Genomic DNA, 17945 nt, shown 5'->3' on the forward strand with positions numbered 1-17945 from the left:
TGCTTAAATCACCCTGGTTTAAGGATCATGCGCGAGGAGACCGACACGCATGATCCCGAGAGTTGCAGTTGTTGAAGACGAGGAAGCCCTCAGCGTGCTTCTTCGCTACAATCTCGAAGCGGAAGGCTTCGAGGTCGATACCATCCTTCGTGGCGACGAAGCCGAAATGCGGCTTCAGGAGCGCACGCCCGATCTTCTCATCCTTGATTGGATGCTGCCCGGCGTCTCCGGCATCGAGCTCTGCCGGCGCCTGCGCATGCGGCCGGAGACCGAGCGTCTGCCGATCATCATGCTGACGGCGCGCGGCGAAGAGAGCGAGCGTGTCCGCGGATTGTCGACGGGCGCCGACGATTATGTCGTCAAGCCCTTTTCGACCCCCGAACTCGTTGCCCGCGTCAAGGCGATGCTGCGTCGCGCCCGTCCCGAGGTGCTGTCGACGGTGCTGAAATGCGGTGACATCGAGCTCGACCGTGAGACCCATCGCGTCCATCGCAAGACCCGCGAAGTCCGCCTCGGCCCCACCGAATTCCGCCTGCTGGAATTCCTGATGTCGTCGCCGGGCCGGGTCTTCTCCCGCTCACAGCTGTTGGATGGTGTCTGGGGCCACGATATCTATGTCGACGAGCGCACCGTCGACGTCCATGTCGGCCGCCTGCGCAAGGCGCTGAATTTCTCCAACATGCAGGACGTCATCCGCACCGTCCGCGGCGCCGGTTATTCGATGGAAGCCTGAGGGCTTTCATCTGAGCCTGCTGAGCCCTGGCAAAACCCGCGACGTCATCCTCGGCCTTGTGCCGAGGATCTGCGCACGCCAAATGAAGTATTTGAAAATAAAGTTTTTTCCCTCAAGTAGTTGAGGTGATCAGATGCTCGGCACAAGGCCGAGCATGACGGAGGGAAACCTGAGCTTCCATCCGCGCATAAAAAAACGGGCCACTCGGCCCGTTTTCTGCATTCTAACGATGGTCAGCCCGTTCAGCTGGCCCGCGCCGCTGCCCGGCGGCGTTCATTCACCGGCTGGTAGGCAAGCTTCTGGTGATAACCGCAATAGGGCGAATTGTCGGGGGACTCGCAGCCGCAGAAATGGAAGTCATCCTTCAGCGGATCGCCGACCGGCCACTTGCAGGTGCGTTCGGTCAGTTCCGTCAGGCCGAGGCGGCGGGAAATCGGCACCACCACATTGCCTCTCGGCACGTATTCCATTTCCTCGATCGTTTCGATCTCGATCTCTTCCTTCAGCATCGTCGCGCCCTGCTGGCGGGTGACGGTGCGGGTGGTGATGCGAGAGGCGAAGTTCGGCGCGCGCGGCGCCGATGTATTGCGCTTCGGCGTTCGCGCCGCGGTGTTGGTGCCGCCGGCCTTGGCACGGCCGGGAAGGCACAGCCGGTGCACTTTACCGATGACCGCGTTTCGGCTGACACCGCCAAGTTGTGCCGCGATCTGGCTCGCGCTCAGTCCTTCGGCCCAAAGCTTCTTGAGTTTCTCGACCCGCTCGTCTGTCCAGTTCATGCCCTGTCTCCACCTTTTGCGTTGGTGATGGCAGAATCCCTCACCGTTGTCCCGGGAGCTCCGAAACAAGAAACGCTTGATCAATTTTGGTGACTAGTTCCGCCGCATGCAGTCTAGTAATTGATCTTTAACCTAGTGTGAGCCTGACTCCGTGACAAGAGTCGCATGAATCCGGATGAATCGAATTCGTAGTTTTCCCCAACTTGCTGTCCCTGCGTGGCATTTCTGCAATAATGCCTGTTGAAGACTGAAAATGCCGCTGTACACCTGTGCTGCATACGCTAAGGGCGCCGTTTTGTTGACATTGCAGCGCGAAAAGGAAATAGTGCCACTCGCCGCCGCAAGGCGGCATTTTTGATTTTTCGGGCCTGGTTTCCTTAGCCGGAGTCATTGCCCGGCAACTTTGATGGAGATCGCGCCATGGCTGAAGCCGCGCCGCTTTATGACACCTATTCTCGTGCCCCGCTGCGGTTCGAGCGAGGCGAGGGCGTATGGCTGATCACCGAAACTGGCGAGCGATATCTCGATTTCGGCGCCGGCGTCGCCGTCACCTCCGTCGGCCACAGCAATCCGCATGTGGTCGGCGCACTGAAGGAGCAGGCAGACAAGGTCTGGCACCTGTCGAACATCTATGAGATCCCCGGCCAGGAGCGTCTGGCAAAACGGCTGACGGACGCTACCTTCGCCGACAAGGTGTTCTTCACCAATTCGGGCGCCGAGGCGCTCGAATGCGCGATCAAGACGGCGCGCCGCTACCAGTTTTCCAAGGGCCATCCCGAGCGCTTCCATATCATCACCTTCGAAGGCGCCTTCCACGGACGGACGCTGGCGACGATCGCCGCCGGTGGCCAGGAAAAATATCTCGAAGGTTTCGGCCCCAAGGCGCCGGGTTTCGATCAGGTGGCTTTCGGCGACATCGAAGCGGTCCGCGCCGCGATCACCGATGCCACGGCTGGCATCCTCATCGAGCCGGTGCAGGGCGAGGGCGGCGTCCGTCCTGCCACGCCTGAGTTCATGAAGGCGCTTCGCCAGCTCTGCGACGAGAACGGCCTGCTGTTGATCCTCGACGAAGTCCAGACCGGCGTCGGCCGCACCGGCAAGCTCTTCGCCCATGAATGGTCGGGCGTCACCCCCGACATCATGGCTGTCGCCAAGGGCATCGGCGGCGGTTTCCCGCTCGGCGCCTGCCTTGCCACATCAGAGGCCGCCTCCGGCATGAAGGCCGGTACGCATGGCTCGACCTATGGCGGCAATCCGCTTGCCATGGCCGTCGGCAGCGCCGTGCTCGACATCATCCTTGCCGATGGCTTCCTCCAGCAGGTGCGCGACGTAGCACTTGTCTTCCGCCAGGGCCTCGCCTCGCTGAAGGATCGTTATCCCGATGTGATCGAGGACGTGCGCGGCGAAGGGCTTTTGCTCGGCATCAAGGCTGCCGTTCCCTCAGCCGAACTGCTGCAGGCGATCCGCGCCGCCCATCTGCTCGGCGTGCCTGCCGGCGACAATGTCATCCGCCTTCTTCCGCCGCTCGTGGTCACCGCCGAGGAAGCCCGCGAGGGCCTTTCCCGCGTCGAGCGCGCCGCCGAGAGCATTCGCGCCTCCAAGGTCAAGAAGACGGCTTGAAGAAATTGCCGCCTTCGGGCGCAGCACAGGTAAGAAGACGATATGAGCCCTAAACACTTCCTCGATCTTTCGGCGGTCACATCAGCCGATCTCAGAACGATCATGAACGATGCGCTCGCCCGCAAGCAGGCCTTCAAGGCGGGCCAGGGCGACAAGCCGCTCGCCGGCAAGATGCTGGCGATGATCTTCGAGAAGCCGTCGACGCGCACCCGCGTCTCCTTCGACGTCGGCATGCGCCAGCTCGGCGGCGAAACGCTGTTCCTGTCCGGCACCGAGATGCAGCTCGGCCGCGCCGAGACGATCGGCGACACCGCCAAGGTGCTGTCGCGTTATGTCGATGCGATCATGATCCGCACCACCGAGCATTCGCGGCTGGTCGAGCTGGCCCAGCATGCGACCGTGCCTGTCATCAATGCGCTGACGGATGACACCCATCCCTGCCAGATTATGGCCGATATCATGACCTTCGAAGAGCACCGCGGCCCGATCAAGGGCAAGACCATCGCCTGGACCGGCGACGGCAACAATGTGCTGCATTCGCTGGTCGAGGGTGCCGCCCGCTTCGGCTACCGCATGAACATGGCCGTGCCCCTTGGCTCGGAGCCCAAGGATCACTATCTGAACTGGGCCCGCAATGAGGGCGCCGAAATCATGCTTTGCCATGATGCCGACCGTGCGGTCGCCGGCGTCGATTGCGTGGTGACCGATACCTGGGTCTCCATGAATCAGGAACATCGGGCCCGGGGTCACAATGTCTTCCAGCCTTATCAGGTCAACGCGGCCTTGATGGCGAAAGCCGGCAATGATGCATTGTTCATGCATTGCCTGCCCGCTCATCGCGGTGAGGAAGTGACGGACGAAGTGATCGACGGTCCGCAATCCGTGGTCTTCGATGAGGCGGAAAACCGTCTTCATGCGCAGAAGTCGATTCTTGCTTGGTGCCTGGGCGCGATCTGAACCATAATCGGACGTCGCGAGAGACAGACTCGCGACCGCGTGAGCGAAGGGCACGCTGGCCCATCGCTCTGAAACTAGGAGTTAAAAGCCATGGCAGAAGCTGCAGCCGCCCTCGGCCAGTTTGATTTCGCCGGCGATGACCATGTCGTCCCCTTCCAGGTGGAAGGGCTGGATGTGCGCGGCCGCGCCGTCCAGCTCGGCCCGATGCTCGACGCCATCCTCGAGCGTCATCATTATCCCGCACCCGTTGCCCGGCTGCTTGCCGAAGTCGTCGTGCTGACGGTGCTGCTCGGCACCTCGCTGAAGTTCGACGGCAAGTTCACGGTGCAGACCAAGGGCGACGGCCCGGTCGATCTTCTCGTCGCCGATTTCTCGACGCCGGAAAATGTCCGCGCCTACGCCCGTTTCGATCAGGCGCTGCTCAACAAGGCGATCGAGTCAGGTGAAACCGAGCCGGAGCAACTGCTCGGCAAGGGCGTGCTCGCCTTCACCATTGACCAGGGCAAGTTCAGCCAGCCCTACCAGGGCATCGTTCCGCTCGACGGCACCACGCTGGAAGATATTGCCGGCGTCTATTTCCGCCAGTCGGAGCAGATCCCGACGCGCGTCCGTCTTGCCGCGGCCGAACTCTTCGACCGTGACGATGCGGGCAAGCCGCGCCATCGCTGGCGGGCAGGCGGCCTCGTCGCCCAGTTCCTTCCGGAAGCGCCGGAGCGCATGCGCCAGCCGGATCTCCACGGCGGCGACGGCGACACCGGCAGCCGCCCGCACGGCGAGGACGATGCCTGGCTCGAAGCGCGTTCGCTGGTCGAGACCATCGACGCCGATGAACTCACCGATCCGCTGGTCGGAACCGAGCGGCTGCTGTTCCGCCTGTTCCACGAGCGCGGCGTGCGCGTCTACGAACCGCGCGCGGTTTTCGACCGCTGCAGCTGCTCGCGCGACAAGATCAAGGGCGTGCTGAAGGGCTTTTCGGCCGAGGAGATCGAGGCCAGCCAGGAAGATGGCGAAATCGCCGTGACCTGCGAATTCTGCTCGACCACCTACCGCTTCGAGCCGGCCGAACTTCAGCCGGCGGAATAGGCGCGGTTAAGGACACGCACAGCGAACAATAAAAGATTAGCGATGATGCAGCACGGTGACTCGACTTCGCGTAGTCACTGTGCACCTATTCTGTTTCATTGGTTCTGGCCTAAGAAAGCGGATGGGGCGTTGATGAGACTTTTGTTTTTTGTACTCGCGCTCATAGCTGCGATGCCACCAGTGAGCTTGGCTGATGACCAGACAGTCCCATGGAAAGAGGTCGGGGGCTGGAGCGTGGCTGTCGACCCGACTTTAGACAATGGCTGTTTTGTTCTGACTTCCTTTGATGACGACACCATTTTTCGTCTTGGCTTCAATTTCCGCAAAAAGGACAACCCTCTTTACATTCTGCTCGGAAACCCAAACTGGAAATCCTTGGAGAAAGGTAAGCATTATCCCATCGAACTCTCGTTCGACCAGTCTAAACGGACGGCTGATGGGAGAGGTCTGGATCTCGATGGCCTCAAATCATTATGGATTGATTTCGAGGATCCCGACTTGATTGAGGAGTTCGCTGGTAAACTGAGTTTCCGCGCCAGCTTTGGAGGAAAGCAGATTGTGGCTCTCGGTTTGAAAGATTCCGCCAGTGCAGCGGATGAGTTGCTCGCCTGCCAAAAGGCGGTAAACGATGCGGTCGCAAAACATCCGGCGCCGCAAGCAAAGCCAGGCACCCAGGCCTCGGATCCTTTTGACCTTTAGTAGATTGATGACTGGGCAAGCCCGAGGATCTACGACCGAGGGTACGGCGTCCATGCTGGTACTGACTGGAAGGCTGTAGCCGGCCGGATCCACGCGCCGTGCTTGCACCGACGAAACGACCGCGAACCTACGCTCTCAATTAAGCACGCGCAGCAGCCCAGGTGAATCCAGCGAGAAGGCGGGGATGTCGACATCGAACATCTCGCCGTCGTCCGTTTCCATCTGGTAATGGCCGAACATCAGCCCTGAGGGCGTGTCGAGCGGACAGCCGGAGGAATATTCGTAGGTGTCGCCGGGGCTGAGCCGCGGCTGCTCGCCGACGACGCCGGGACCGGTCACCTCGTCCACCTGGCCGTTCTGGTCGGTGATGTTCCAGTAACGATTGACCAGTCGAACGGCTATGCCGGAATTGTTGCTGATGACAATCCGGTAACCCCAGACATAGCGGTCGTCGTCCGGATCGGATTGCTCCTCCAGATAGAACGGCTCGACGACAACTTCGATCTCTCTTGTGAGGGCGCGATACATGCCTTGCACCTTAGTCAAGATATCTTACCCGTATCTTATAAGAGGCCCTGTCCGTCAAGAAACGGAACAATTATCATCGCTGAAATGGCTGTGATCCGAAGGGTTTTCGATCGTTAAGTCTAATTGTCAGTGTTAATTCAGTTTCGGAACGCCGCGGCGGGCAAACTTGTTCCCCCCCCCTCGGTCTCACCCAGTGAGGTCCGGCACGGCCGAACCCCAAGCATGTCGCGCAAAAGTGTGCAGCGGTTTTGCGATAACGACATGCGTAAAAACAAAAACTAAAGCGCGAGGAGCGAATCTGAAAGATCGCGACGCGCTTTAGTGAGATCCGGCCGAACCCGGGTGGGGTCCGGCCGCTCTGGCTGTCGATCAGGCCAAGACCTTGTCAAGCGCCTTGGCGAAATCTTCGATCAGGTCGTCGGTATCCTCGATGCCGGCCGAAAGGCGGACCGTGCCCGGGGAAATGCCGAGTTCGGCGCGCGCCTCATCCGTCAGGTTCTTGTGCGTCGTCGTCGCCGGATGGGTGATCAGGCTCTTGCTGTCGCCGAGATTGTTGGAGATCTTGACGATATCGAGCGCGTTCTGCAGCGCAAAGGCCGCATCCTTGCCGCCCTTCAGCTCGAAGGCGACCAGCGTCGAGCCGCCGGTCATCTGCTTGGCGATGATATCGGCCTGCGGATGGTCCTTGCGGCCGGGATAGATCACCTTGGCGACCTTGCCCTGCTCGGCCAGGAAATCGGCGATCTTTGCCGCATTTTCGGTCTGCTGGCGCACGCGCAGCGGCAGCGTCTCGATGCCTTTCAACAGTGTCCAGGCATTGAACGGCGACATGGCCGGCCCAGTATGGCGGAAGTAGTCGTGCAGGTTCTCGTCGATCCATTCCTTGTCGGAAAGAACGACACCGCCGAGGCAGCGGCCCTGGCCGTCAATATGCTTGGTGGCGGAATAAACGACGATATGGGCGCCGAGCTCCAGGGGCTTCTGGAAAAGTGGCGTGGCAAAGACATTGTCGACGACGACCTTGGCGCCGACCTGGTTGGCGAGCTTGGCGACGCCAGCGATATCGATCACTTCGAGCGTCGGGTTGGTCGGGCTTTCCAGGAAGAACACCTTGGTCTTCGGCGTGATCGCCTTTTCCCAGTTCGCCAGATCCCGGCCGTCGATCAGCGTGCAGTCGATGCCGTATTTCGGCGCCAGCGTCTCGACGACCCAGCGGCAGGAACCGAACAGGGCGCGCGCGGCGACGATATGATCGCCTGATTTCAGCTGGCAGAGGATCGCCGCGGTGACGGCGGCCATGCCGGAAGCGGTGGCGCGGGCGTCTTCGGCGCCTTCGAGCATGCACATGCGCTTTTCGAACATGTCGTTGGTGGGGCTGCCGTAGCGGGCGTAGATGAAGCCCTCCGTCTCGCCCTTGAAGCGGGCTTCGGCCGCCTCGGACGTTTCGTAGACGAAGCCTTGGGTGAGATAGATTGCCTCGGACGTCTCGCCATATTGCGAACGCAGCGTGCCACCGTGGACGAGTTGGGTTGCCGGGCGCCAGGTCTTGCTCATGCCATCACCTTCACATAACAAAAAAACCGGTCGCAAAAGCAGACCGGTTTCAACCCGGTCTTTTTAGCCACTTGTTTAACGTGGCTGCAAGCCGACCGGCCAAATCACCACGGGATAATTCTGCAATACTGCTGTTAGCTGCTTGCGTCAATTCCCCGAGTTTGGTTTTGTCGGCGGCAAATGATGGATGAGGCATGATGGCTCGCGAAACGGGAATTCTGGCGGATCGCGCGATCTCCGCGCTGTTCGAAACGGGGCGTCTGATCTCCGAGCGGGAGCTGGACCGCGACCAGATCCAGCCGGCAAGCCTCGACCTGCGCTTGGGCGGCAAGGCTTTTCGGGTGCGTGCCAGCTTCATGCCAGGCCCCTCGCATCTGGTGTCCGACAAGCTTGACCGGCTGAGCCTGCACGTGATCGACCTCTCCGAAGGCGCGGTGCTCGAAACGGGCTGCGTCTATATCGTGCCGCTGATGGAGAGCCTGGCGCTGCCGGCCGAGATGTCGGCCTCGGCCAATCCGAAGAGCTCGACCGGGCGCCTCGATATCTTCACCCGCGTCATTACCGACTACGCCCAGGAATTCGACAAGATCCCATCAGGCTATTCCGGCCCGCTCTATCTCGAAATCAGCCCGCGCACCTTCCCGATCGTTGTGCGCCGCGGCTCGCGGCTGTCGCAGATCCGGTTCCGCGTCGGCCAGGCGCTGCTCGGCGAGCCGGAACTGTTGAAGCTGCATGAGAGCGAGACGCTGGTCGCCAGCAAGCTGCCGAACGTTTCCGGCGGCGGCATCGCCCTGTCGATCGACCTCGCCGGAGACAAGGACGGCCTGATCGGTTATCGCGGCAAACATCACACCGCCGTCGTCGACGTCGACAAGAAGGCCGAGCACGACCTCTTCGATTTCTGGGAGCCGCTCCACAGCCGCGGCCGCAACGAGCTGATCCTCGATCCCGATGAATTCTATATCCTCGTCTCGCGCGAGGCGGTGCACGTGCCGCCGGATTACGCAGCCGAAATGACCCCCTTCGATCCGCTGGTCGGCGAATTCCGCGTCCATTATGCCGGCTTCTTCGATCCGGGCTTCGGCCATGCGCCTGCCGGCGGGCGCGGCAGCCGCGCGGTGCTCGAAGTGCGCAGCCACGAGGTGCCCTTCATCCTCGAAGACGGCCAGATCGTCGGCCGCCTCGTCTACGAACACATGCAGGAAAAGCCCGCCAGCCTCTACGGCTCCGGCCTAGGCTCCAATTACCAGGCCCAGGGCCTGAAGCTCTCGAAGCACTTCCGCATCTGAGGCTTCCCGGCGGCCGCGACTTGACAGCGGCCCCTATCTGTTGGAAATCTCGCTTCATCGCGGGTGTAGCTCAATGGTAGAGCAGCAGCTTCCCAAGCTGAATACGAGGGTTCGATTCCCTTCACCCGCTCCATTCACCCTCAGGCCGTTCGCCGCCTTTTGAAGGCGCTTCGTGATCTTTTATGAAAAGGGTTGCGCGCAGGCATCGGCTCCTACAAGGACACAGATGGCGCCTCGGCCGCGCGCAACCCCTAGCTTCGCCTTTATCTGGTCTTACTGACGCTCATCTCAATTCCCCCCAATTGAGACCTCACGTAGTCGCCGCGGCGAAGCTTTGCGAATTCGTCGGTGGCTTGTGCCGGTGCGCTCTTGAAAACGTACCATTCACCGTCCGGTTCGCGTTTCTGATAGATCAGGCCGCCCTTCTTGCGGTGGCTGAAGCAGGTGATTGCCGTCGCCGTTCCGGTCTTGGCGTGCCAGTCGGCGTTGAAGCAGAGTTTACCCGTTTCCGTGATGAACCAGCGGCCCGTGCCGAAGGACGGCGAGCCATTTTCCCGCGACCAGGCGGTAAAGCGACGCGCCTTTGCGGAGAAGTAGCCGGCGCCGGCTTTCCACATCCAGGAATTCTGGTTGTAGAGCCGATAGATTTCCGCGCTGCTCATCGGTTTTGCGGTCTCGATCCCCGCAGGCTCATTGGTTCCGGCAGCGGACGCGGCCGTGGCGATACCGCCGGTCAGGACCACGGCCAGGAACATTTTTTGAAGCATGGACATGTTCAGGTTCCTTCTTGTTCAATTGATGCTTTCGCGGACGATCCGCCAGTCGGGGCGGCCATAGCCGTCCGGCCACGGATAGACTTCACGGTCGTTGAAGTAGACAACGGCGCTCAGCGCCGGGAACTGGGGATAGCGTTTCGTTACGCTCTCAGCCCAGTTTCGCACGAAGGAATCGCCGCCTTCGTATCCGAGTTCGGCAACCATGATGGGCTTGCCGTAACCGGCGACACGGGCGTATCCGGGCGCAAGGTGCTCGGCAAACGTCTGGTCGCGGCCAGTCTTGTCCCTGTCGTATTGCTCCAGGCCAAAGACCGAGAGCCCGATGAGATCGACGACATCGTTGCCGGGATAAAAGGCTTGAAGCCCCTCATTGCCCTTCGGTGACCACATGTATTTGGCCGTCTTCAGGTGGACCTTGCAGACCTCCACCATCCGGCGATAGGCCTTGGCATAATCGTCGCCCTGCCAATGCGACCAGGAGAACTGGCTGTCGGTTTCGTCCATTTCCTGTCCCCAGCGAATGATGACCGGACTTTTCAGCTTGGCAGCAGTCGAGCAGACGGCGGCCATGTTCGCATCGCGCGAACCGTTGAGGATGCTGTGCAGCAGTTCCTGCGAGGTTTGGCGCGAACCGGTCGACCAGGTCCAGGGCTCGACCGAGATCAGCAGGGTGCGGCCACGCGCTTGCGCATAATCGTCGGCGAGGGCGAGCGTGCGCAGATCGACATCTTCCCAGGGCAGGAAGAGGTGTTCGATCTTCGAATCGGGCGAGGCGCCTAAATCTCCGTGCGGATCATAGGCGCCGAACGTGATCGACTCCTTCGTGACGACCGGCATTTTGGTCGGCGGCGCAATGGACGATGTCGTCATTGCAAGCGGCTGCCCTTCGGCAGAACTGCCCAGAGCGGTCGGCAGGACCGCGACTCCCGACAGCAACAGGCCGGTTAACGACAACAGGGCTATTTTGGATGGGCTATGCATTGTGTACTTCCTCCACGCTCGGCCGCACATCCGGGTGAGCGGCATCCGTTCTCAGTTGGATTTCCTCCGGATCGGAAATCCATCGTGGTTTGAAGAAGATCGTGCGCAGGGCGGTCCCGCCCCGGCCTGCACCGGAGGCGGCGTAGCGCTCTTCGAACAGCTGAAGGCGGCCGCTGCCCCAGGCGAGTGCCTCGGTCGCATCCTTTCCGCGCATGATGGTTGCAGCCCCCGGCAACGCGACGAGCGCCAGAAGCACGGTCGCCATCGCCGGACGGTAGAAACGCGGGGCCGCCGCAACAGTATTCTCCTTCGAATGACGCCCGACGATGACCAACAGCAGCGCGCAGTAGATTGCGGCGTTCAGGATGGTAAAGAAGTAACCGCCCTTGGAGGCGCCGGCATCGCCGATTGCCAGGGCAGGCAATACCGCCATGAGCGCCAGCACAGCGTAGGGCGCCAGGACACGCACCGGCAGCAGATCGACTTCGGACCGGCCTTTCGGCGTGACGCGGAAATCGACGAAGGAGCCTGTCACAAAATCGTGCACCGCAGCCAGCGTGCCGGCGAGCGCCCAGGGCCAGCGGGCGAAGAGAAAGAGCATGCATTCCCAGCTCAGGATCTTGGCGTCGTAGGGGCGGAACGAGCTGCTGGCGCGCCAGCGATAAGCCATCACCACGAGAGCGATAGAAAGCGGTGCGAAATGCGCCAGGAAATCGGGATAGGTCACGGTCACGAAATTCTGGCCGCGCACGAGCGCGATGATCGGCAAAGCAAACATGAGCAACATAAAGAACGCAAAAAGCGGATACCAGAGTTGCGAAAAGAGGAACTGGAACTTGAGCCGGGCCGGCAGCCGGCCGAGGAGGCTCGGCGAGTACCGCAACAGCACCATGACCAGGCTGCGCGACCACTGGAATTCCTGCGTCACGAGATCGCTGAAGGTTCTGGGGCCGTCACCATGGGCGATGGCATCCAGCGCATGCACACCTCGCCAGCCGCCGGCATTCATCATCAATGTCGTCGAATGGTCTTCAGCCAACTCCGGACCGAGGCCGCCGATCTGTTTGAGGGCGACGGTACGTACCGCGTAATGCGACCCTATGCACATCGGCGCCAGGCCGCCATTGTAACCGGCTTGGAGCGAACCATGCATGCTGGCCTCGGCATAGAGCCTTCCACGTGCCGACCAGCTTTCGGAAGCGTTCTTGTCGCAAATGCTGGGGGCCGAGACATAGCCGACCTTTGGATCGCCGAACGGACGCAGCATGTGGAAGAGATAGTCGGGCGCGGGAACATGATCCGCATCGAGTTGCGCCACGAAATCGTAGCGGCTGTAGCCGTAGTGGTCGTAGAAGAAGGCGAGGTTGCCTTCCTTGCACCGCGTGCGTCGGGGCCACGACGTCCGATGATAATCGGATCGCCCCTTGCGGGTCGAGACGAGGACCCCGTGACGGGAGCACCAGTCGAGAGTCTCGGGGGAAGGGTCTTCGTCGGCAAGCCAGGTGTCGTGTTCCACCTCCTGGGCAAGCATTGCCAGCAGGGTTTCACTGACGACCGAGAAGGGTTCGGCCGGCGCCTTGGTCACGACCATGGCCACTCGACTGCCCGCCGGCAGGCGCAAGGGACCGTTCGGTCTTGCCGCCCGATAGAAGACGACGATGAAATAGGCCGGCAGCGCGGTAACCCAGGCAAGAACGAGGCTCACCGTAATTGTGCCGAAAGCATCGACGTGATGGCGCGGCTCCAGCCACCAGATCCAGAAATAGGCGAAGGCGCAGGCCCATACGGCCGCCGAGAACAGATATTCGGTCCGCCGATGTCCGGTCAGAACCGGGACAAGAAGCGGCTCGTGGGAGGGGTCCGGAGCGTGCGTCGCTTGGATAATCGCAAGTTCGGTCACGCGCGCACCTCCAGTCCGAAGAACGGAGCCGCCGTCCGCACGATGGTTTCGAGGTCGGAATATCGAGGCTGGAAGCAGAGCGTCTCGCGGGCCAGGCTGGCGTCGGCGTAGAGGCTGGGCGGATCGCCCGGACGGCGTGGATGGATGACGACCGGGACTTCGCAGCCGGTCGTTTCCTGGATCACGCGCAGGACTTCCCTGATGGAATAACCCCGCCCGGTGCCGAGGTTGACAGCGAGGTTTGCTCCGCCTTTGGCGAGATGGGTGAAGGCCTGAACATGGGCGCGCGCGAGATCTGCGACGTGAATATAGTCCCTTATGCAGGTCCCGTCAGGGGTATCGTAATCATCGCCGAATATCTCCAGGTGCGGAATCCGGCCGGCCGCGGCCAGCAGCGCCCGCGGAATGAGATGGGTTTCCGGAACGTGCCATTCGCCAAGCTCGCCGTCCGGATCGGCTCCACAGGCATTGAAATAACGCAGGGCAACATACCGCAGGCCGTAGGCCGCCGCATAATCGGCGAGCATATGCTCGAAGATCAGCTTGGTCTTGCCGTAGGGATTGATCGGAGCCTTCGGCAACGTCTCATCGATCGGCAGCACGGACGGGACGCCGTAGACGGCACAACTCGATGAGAAGATGACGTTTTGAAGCCCCGTCTGCCGGCAGGCATCGATAAGCGACAATGCACCGCAGACATTGTTGTTGTAATATTTCGCCGGGTTTTCCACGGACTCGCCGACGTAGGCCGAGGCGGCAAAGTGGATGACGGCATCGGGAGCATATTTCTCGATGACCTCGATCAGGCATGACGTGTCGAGGACGTCACCTTCGACGAAAGGCCCCCAGCGCACGGACGAACGGTTTCCGGTCGTGAGATTGTCGTAGACGACAGGCTCAATCCCCTCCGAGCGGAGGAGCTTGGCGGTGTGGCTGCCGATATAGCCGGCACCGCCCGTGACCAGGACCCGGGGCGCATCCATCAGACCGCCTCCAGCTCGCGTGCCGGACGGGTGAGAACGCCATCGAAATAGTCGATCGTCTGACGCAGGCCGCTCGACAAGTCGATCTTCGGCCGCCAGTCGAGTTCCTGCATGGCAAGCGAAATATCGGGGCGACGCTGACGGGGATCGTCAACCGGCAGAGCGCGATGGATGATTTGCGACCGGGAACCGGTCAATCCGATCACCTGCTCGGCCAGTTCCCGGATCGTGAATTCGCCCGGATTGCCGAGATTGACAGGCCCCGTCAGCGACGACGGTGAGGCCATCATGCGGACCATGCCGCCGATGAGATCATCGACGAAACAGAACGAGCGGGTCTGCGAACCGTCGCCATATATCGTGATGTCTTGCCCCGTCAGGGCCTGGACGATGAAATTCGAGACGACGCGGCCGTCGTCCGGACGCATCCGCGGGCCGTAGGTGTTGAAGATGCGGATGATCTTGATCTCGACGCCGTGCGTGTTGTGGAAGTCGAAGAACAGCGTCTCGGCGCAGCGCTTGCCCTCGTCATAGCAGGAGCGCGGCCCGAACGAATTGACGTTGCCCCAGTAGCTTTCGACCTGCGGGTGGACGTTCGGGTCGCCGTAGACTTCGGAGGTGGATGCCTGAAGGATACGTGCGCCGGTGCGCGCGGCCAGCTCCAGAAGGTTGAGGGAGCCCAGCACGCAGGTCTTTGTCGTATGGATCGGATCGGCCTGATAATGCGGGGGCGATGCCGGGCAGGCGAGGTTATAGATCTCGTCGACTTCCAGATCGAGCGGGTGGACGATATCGTGGGCGACGACATTGAAGCGATCGACTCGCTTCAGATGGACGATATTGCGCCGCATGCCGGTGGAAAAGTTGTCGAGGCAGATCACCTGGTGTCCGGCGGCCAAAAGCGTCTCGCAGAGATGCGATCCGAGGAAACCTGCACCGCCGGTGACAAGAACTCTCTTGGGAGCGCGATGTATTCCGGAAGGACAATTTGCATCACGAGCAGAAACCTGTACAGAGCGCGCACGAATCTTACCAAGATAGTTCACGACTACCTCCCGTGTTTTCAGATTTTGCTATGGGATATTCGATATTTACTTCGACATATCGCGAAACCAAGTCGTTCGATCATGCGAATGTTTTATTCGTCCGGTTTTTCTTTTGGAATGAACCGATGCTTATTTAGATACAGCTAAGAAAGGCAATTGTCGTTATCCTCACGTCCTGGAAATTATCGCTCCGTACATTTCAGAGCGAAAAGGAATATGATAAACAACTTATGGAGGAGACTCTTCGGGCACTTCCGTTTTTCCAAACGGAGTTCTGCGGAGATTTCCGCCGCAAAAACAATTGCTTTTCTCAATTTCCATGGCTCGGGTCGGGTTATGCGCTGGAGGCATTGGATGGCTACAGGGTCTGAATCCGACGATGATCCTGCCGCGGAACAGGAACGGCCGGCGCATATGGAGCGGCGGCGCTGGCCGCGTGAACCGGCCATGCGCAAGGAACGCCCGCCCCATGCCTCCCCTGCACTCGTGCCGCTGCGATTCTCGACGCAGGACCTACCACCGGCAGAACAATTCCAGGCCTGGCGGGCACATATGGCGCCGCTCGTGGATGTTCATCTGCCGGAGGGAAAATCACCGGAAGACGGGTTCCTCGCGGAGCAGATCGGCTGGCATCTCGGCGATATCCTGATCGTCCAGCAGCGCGCGCATGCCCACAGATATGTCCGCGATCAGGCCATGCTTCGATCGAGCCCTATCGACCATTGGAACGTCGGCCTGCAGCGCAGCGGCCAGGCCTGGACCGAGGTCAACCGTCGTGTCACCGAGACCGGTGCCGGCGAGATATTTTTCATGTCGCTCGGCAGCCCCTATCGCGGACGGACGACCGATACCGAAGCTTTGCTCGTGTTCCTGCCGTATGAGATGCTGGCTCGCGATGCGAGCCTTCTCCAGAGCGCCGGCAACACGGTTCTTTCGGGCAGCCACGCCGAGTTGCTCACGGGCTATCTCACGGGCCTCGAAACGAACCTCGGCAATCTGACGATAGAGGAAGTGCCCCGGATCATCCAAACCATCGGCGATATGGTCGTTGCGGGCGCCGCATCGTCCACAAGGACTGATACCGGTCAAAACCAGGCCAACATGGGACTGATGGAGCGGGCGCACCGCTACATTCACGTCAATCTCCATTCGGAAAACCTGACACCGGACGTGATGTGCCGCGCGTTGGGGATTTCGCGTACGCGGCTTTATCAACTGTTTGAGGCGAGCGGAGGCGTGCTCAATTATATTCGCAAGCGGCGATTGCTGCAGGCCTATGCGGATCTCAGCAATTCGGCCGACCACAGGCCGATTTCAGAAATCGCAGAAGCCGCCGGTTTCGAGGTCGCCGCCAATTTTACGCGCGCCTTCATCCACGAATTCGGGCTGAGCCCGCGTGAAATCCGAAGGACGGTGGCAACCCAGCAGCGGCCGGCTCCGGCCATCCGCTCCACGCAGCGTTACGGAAAAACGATCGGTGATTGGCTGGCCCTGACGGGTTGATCCGGCTCGGGCTGAAATCCGGACTCGAAGTCCGTTAAGCGGCGGTCGACGCTTTTGCCGAAGACACAGCGGACTTGATCCAGACCCATGGCCTCTAAACCGCCTGTTGCGGTCTATGATGCCTGCTCCGCTCCTTTTCATCTCTGACCAGGAAAGGCTCTAATCCCCGAAAAACCGGATCGGCTTGTATTGCCGATGCGCGATGATCAGGCTCCGGTCGGGCTGGATGATGTAGGTTTCTTCCACCTCCCGGCCGTACTGGTCGATGAAGTCATGCGGGAAGGCGGAGCCGGGGGGTGATTTGGTGAGCTTGCTGCGCGGCTGGCCACTATAGGTGATGCTGCCGGGGATGGGTTCGAGGCCCGGTCCGCTGTAGCTGACGGTGTTGCATCCCGCCAGAACGAGCGTGCCGACGAGGCCGATGATTGCAGGTTTCATGTCCATCCCTCCCAATGCGTTGAATAATATCACTCTACACCTCGTCGGATAGGGCTCACGACACGAATGCTCATGCCGCGCTTCAATCCTTCGGGAAGCGTCGCCGGGGACGCCGTGATCGAGCGCCGGCGGGACGACATCCACCTATGGATGTTAGGGTGAAAATCCCGATCCTCCAGGCGCGATGACCCCTCCATTGCCGAAACCGGTGTCGTCTGCTAGATCGGCATCGTCGAAAAAGGCAGGATCGGTTGAGGTAAGCCCGGTCCCTTCCGTTCGAGCGTCAAGCGCGCTCTCACGGAAGCTCTGCTCCGTGCCATGGCACGAGAACCCGCGACGTGATCCGCATGAAGATGCGGGATCCCGGCGGCGTGCGGAGACGGCAAATAGGCAGTCCCGGGATTTTTTCGAACGGAGACTGTCATGCGCTTGAACCATCTCGATTTCCACGTTCCCGATATCGCTGCCACGGCGGATTTCTTCATCCGCCATTTCGGTCTGAGGCTTAAGGATATGCGCGGCCAGAACGGCCTGGCGATCCTCGAAGACGATACCGGCCTCGAAATCGTCCTCAGCCACGCAATCGCAAAATTCGGCACCGCCGATCAGGTGGAGATGGGACGCCAGACCTATCACATCGGCTTCATTCTGCCCGAGAGGGCGGATGTCGATGCGGTCCATGCCGGGCTTGCTGCTGCCGGTGCTGCGCTGTCCGGTCGGCCGGCCGCCATGCGCGGCGGCTGGCTGTTTTATTGCACGGCTCCCGGAAACATTCTCGTCGAGATCGGCTGGCGGCCGGGTTAGACGATACCCAAAAGGAAAGGGCGGCCGCCGCCGTCCGCCCCTCATCCGGCTGCCGCCACCTTCTCCCCGTAAACGGGGCGAAGGGGGGTATGCCGCGACCTTTCCGTTCCCCATTGGCCTCTTGCATGGCACGTCCCCTCTCCCCGTTTTTACGGGGAGAGGGTTAGGGTCATATGCGCTAGGTTTAGCCCTGGACATAAGGAATCTGGTTGTGATTCAAGCTTTGGATGAAGATTCGTCCTGAGGTTTTGGATCATTGGCCGGAAGTGCGCGAG

General features: G+C 60.8%; 17 protein-coding genes, 1 tRNA gene and 1 riboswitch. Of the genes, 9 read left to right on the forward strand and 9 right to left on the reverse strand.

Annotated features, from left to right (window positions below; all coding sequences use genetic code 11):
* Positions 1-49: 49 nt before the first annotated feature.
* Positions 50-733 carry a phosphate regulon transcriptional regulator PhoB gene (gene phoB, locus ACM5SV_RS35800; RefSeq protein WP_003545181.1) on the forward strand — a complete coding sequence of 228 codons (684 nt, stop codon included), beginning with the start codon at positions 50-52 and terminating at the stop codon, positions 731-733.
* 242 nt (positions 734-975) lie between these two features.
* On the opposite strand, the gene ACM5SV_RS35805 is transcribed toward phoB, so the two are convergent.
* Entirely contained in the window at positions 976-1509 is a 534-nt protein-coding gene (locus ACM5SV_RS35805; RefSeq protein ID WP_012755911.1) for a GcrA family cell cycle regulator, read from the reverse strand.
* A gap of 420 nt (positions 1510-1929) precedes the next feature.
* Between ACM5SV_RS35805 and ACM5SV_RS35810 the strand changes: the two genes are divergently transcribed.
* From ACM5SV_RS35810 to ACM5SV_RS35825, 4 genes are all read left to right on the forward strand, one after another.
* Entirely contained in the window at positions 1930-3129 is a 1200-nt protein-coding gene (locus tag ACM5SV_RS35810) for an aspartate aminotransferase family protein (protein WP_012755912.1), read from the forward strand.
* A gap of 42 nt (positions 3130-3171) precedes the next feature.
* Positions 3172-4086, forward strand: coding sequence for an ornithine carbamoyltransferase (argF, locus tag ACM5SV_RS35815; RefSeq protein ID WP_012755913.1), 915 nt, complete (start codon positions 3172-3174; stop codon positions 4084-4086).
* Between the two features lie 90 nt (positions 4087-4176).
* Positions 4177-5169, forward strand: a complete 993-nt coding sequence (locus ACM5SV_RS35820; protein ID WP_012755914.1) for an Hsp33 family molecular chaperone — start codon at positions 4177-4179, stop codon at positions 5167-5169.
* A gap of 132 nt (positions 5170-5301) precedes the next feature.
* Positions 5302-5868 (forward strand): hypothetical protein, encoded by a 567-nt coding sequence (locus ACM5SV_RS35825; RefSeq protein ID WP_419425518.1) that lies wholly within the window; start codon positions 5302-5304, stop codon positions 5866-5868.
* A gap of 135 nt (positions 5869-6003) precedes the next feature.
* On the opposite strand, the gene apaG is transcribed toward ACM5SV_RS35825, so the two are convergent.
* Both apaG and ACM5SV_RS35835 read right to left on the reverse strand, forming a co-directional pair.
* Positions 6004-6396, reverse strand: a complete 393-nt coding sequence (apaG, locus tag ACM5SV_RS35830) for a Co2+/Mg2+ efflux protein ApaG (RefSeq protein WP_012755916.1) — start codon at positions 6394-6396, stop codon at positions 6004-6006.
* Between the two features lie 369 nt (positions 6397-6765).
* On the reverse strand, positions 6766-7950 hold the full coding sequence (locus tag ACM5SV_RS35835) for an O-succinylhomoserine sulfhydrylase (RefSeq protein ID WP_012755917.1): 1185 nt from the start codon (positions 7948-7950) through the stop codon (positions 6766-6768).
* A 42-nt stretch (positions 7951-7992) separates the two neighbouring features.
* A riboswitch (SAM riboswitch) is annotated at positions 7993-8071 on the reverse strand.
* Positions 8072-8144: 73 nt separating this feature from the next.
* Between ACM5SV_RS35835 and ACM5SV_RS35840 the strand changes: the two genes are divergently transcribed.
* Both ACM5SV_RS35840 and ACM5SV_RS35845 read left to right on the forward strand, forming a co-directional pair.
* Positions 8145-9239 carry a 2'-deoxycytidine 5'-triphosphate deaminase gene (locus ACM5SV_RS35840; protein ID WP_012755918.1) on the forward strand — a complete coding sequence of 365 codons (1095 nt, stop codon included), beginning with the start codon at positions 8145-8147 and terminating at the stop codon, positions 9237-9239.
* A gap of 59 nt (positions 9240-9298) precedes the next feature.
* Positions 9299-9372: transfer RNA gene (locus ACM5SV_RS35845), tRNA-Gly, on the forward strand.
* A gap of 130 nt (positions 9373-9502) precedes the next feature.
* On the opposite strand, the gene ACM5SV_RS35850 is transcribed toward ACM5SV_RS35845, so the two are convergent.
* The 5 genes from ACM5SV_RS35850 to ACM5SV_RS35870 are packed head-to-tail and all read right to left on the reverse strand — an operon-like array spanning position 9503 to position 14925.
* Positions 9503-10012: a DUF995 domain-containing protein gene (locus tag ACM5SV_RS35850; protein ID WP_012755932.1), complete on the reverse strand. Its 510-nt coding sequence runs from the start codon at positions 10010-10012 to the stop codon at positions 9503-9505.
* Between the two features lie 18 nt (positions 10013-10030).
* Entirely contained in the window at positions 10031-10969 is a 939-nt protein-coding gene (locus tag ACM5SV_RS35855) for a glycoside hydrolase family 26 protein (protein WP_041935457.1), read from the reverse strand.
* Positions 10970-10988: 19 nt separating this feature from the next.
* On the reverse strand, positions 10989-12896 hold the full coding sequence (locus tag ACM5SV_RS35860; RefSeq protein ID WP_222018144.1) for a glycosyltransferase family 2 protein: 1908 nt from the start codon (positions 12894-12896) through the stop codon (positions 10989-10991).
* Positions 12893-13879, reverse strand: a complete 987-nt coding sequence (gene galE, locus ACM5SV_RS35865) for a UDP-glucose 4-epimerase GalE (RefSeq protein WP_012755935.1) — start codon at positions 13877-13879, stop codon at positions 12893-12895. Before galE ends, ACM5SV_RS35860 begins: the two co-directional genes overlap by 4 nt.
* A complete protein-coding gene (locus ACM5SV_RS35870; protein ID WP_012755936.1) occupies positions 13879-14925 on the reverse strand; it encodes a UDP-glucuronic acid decarboxylase family protein in 1047 nt (348 codons plus the stop codon). The genes galE and ACM5SV_RS35870 overlap by 1 nt, the downstream gene beginning before the upstream one ends.
* A gap of 354 nt (positions 14926-15279) precedes the next feature.
* Between ACM5SV_RS35870 and ACM5SV_RS35875 the strand changes: the two genes are divergently transcribed.
* Complete coding sequence (locus ACM5SV_RS35875) at positions 15280-16428, forward strand: helix-turn-helix domain-containing protein (RefSeq protein WP_128440353.1); 1149 nt, start codon at positions 15280-15282, stop codon at positions 16426-16428.
* A 159-nt stretch (positions 16429-16587) separates the two neighbouring features.
* Here the strand turns inward: ACM5SV_RS35875 and ACM5SV_RS35880 are convergent, their stop codons facing one another.
* Complete coding sequence (locus ACM5SV_RS35880) at positions 16588-16866, reverse strand: hypothetical protein (RefSeq protein WP_012755938.1); 279 nt, start codon at positions 16864-16866, stop codon at positions 16588-16590.
* Positions 16867-17289: 423 nt separating this feature from the next.
* Here ACM5SV_RS35880 and ACM5SV_RS35885 point away from each other — a divergent pair, with 423 nt between their 5' ends.
* Positions 17290-17670, forward strand: a complete 381-nt coding sequence (locus ACM5SV_RS35885; RefSeq protein ID WP_012755939.1) for a VOC family protein — start codon at positions 17290-17292, stop codon at positions 17668-17670.
* Positions 17671-17945: the final 275 nt, after the last annotated feature.

Source organism: Rhizobium sp. CRRU65, from assembly GCF_048551595.1.
In the GTDB taxonomy this organism is placed as follows: domain Bacteria; phylum Pseudomonadota; class Alphaproteobacteria; order Rhizobiales; family Rhizobiaceae; genus Rhizobium; species Rhizobium leguminosarum_J.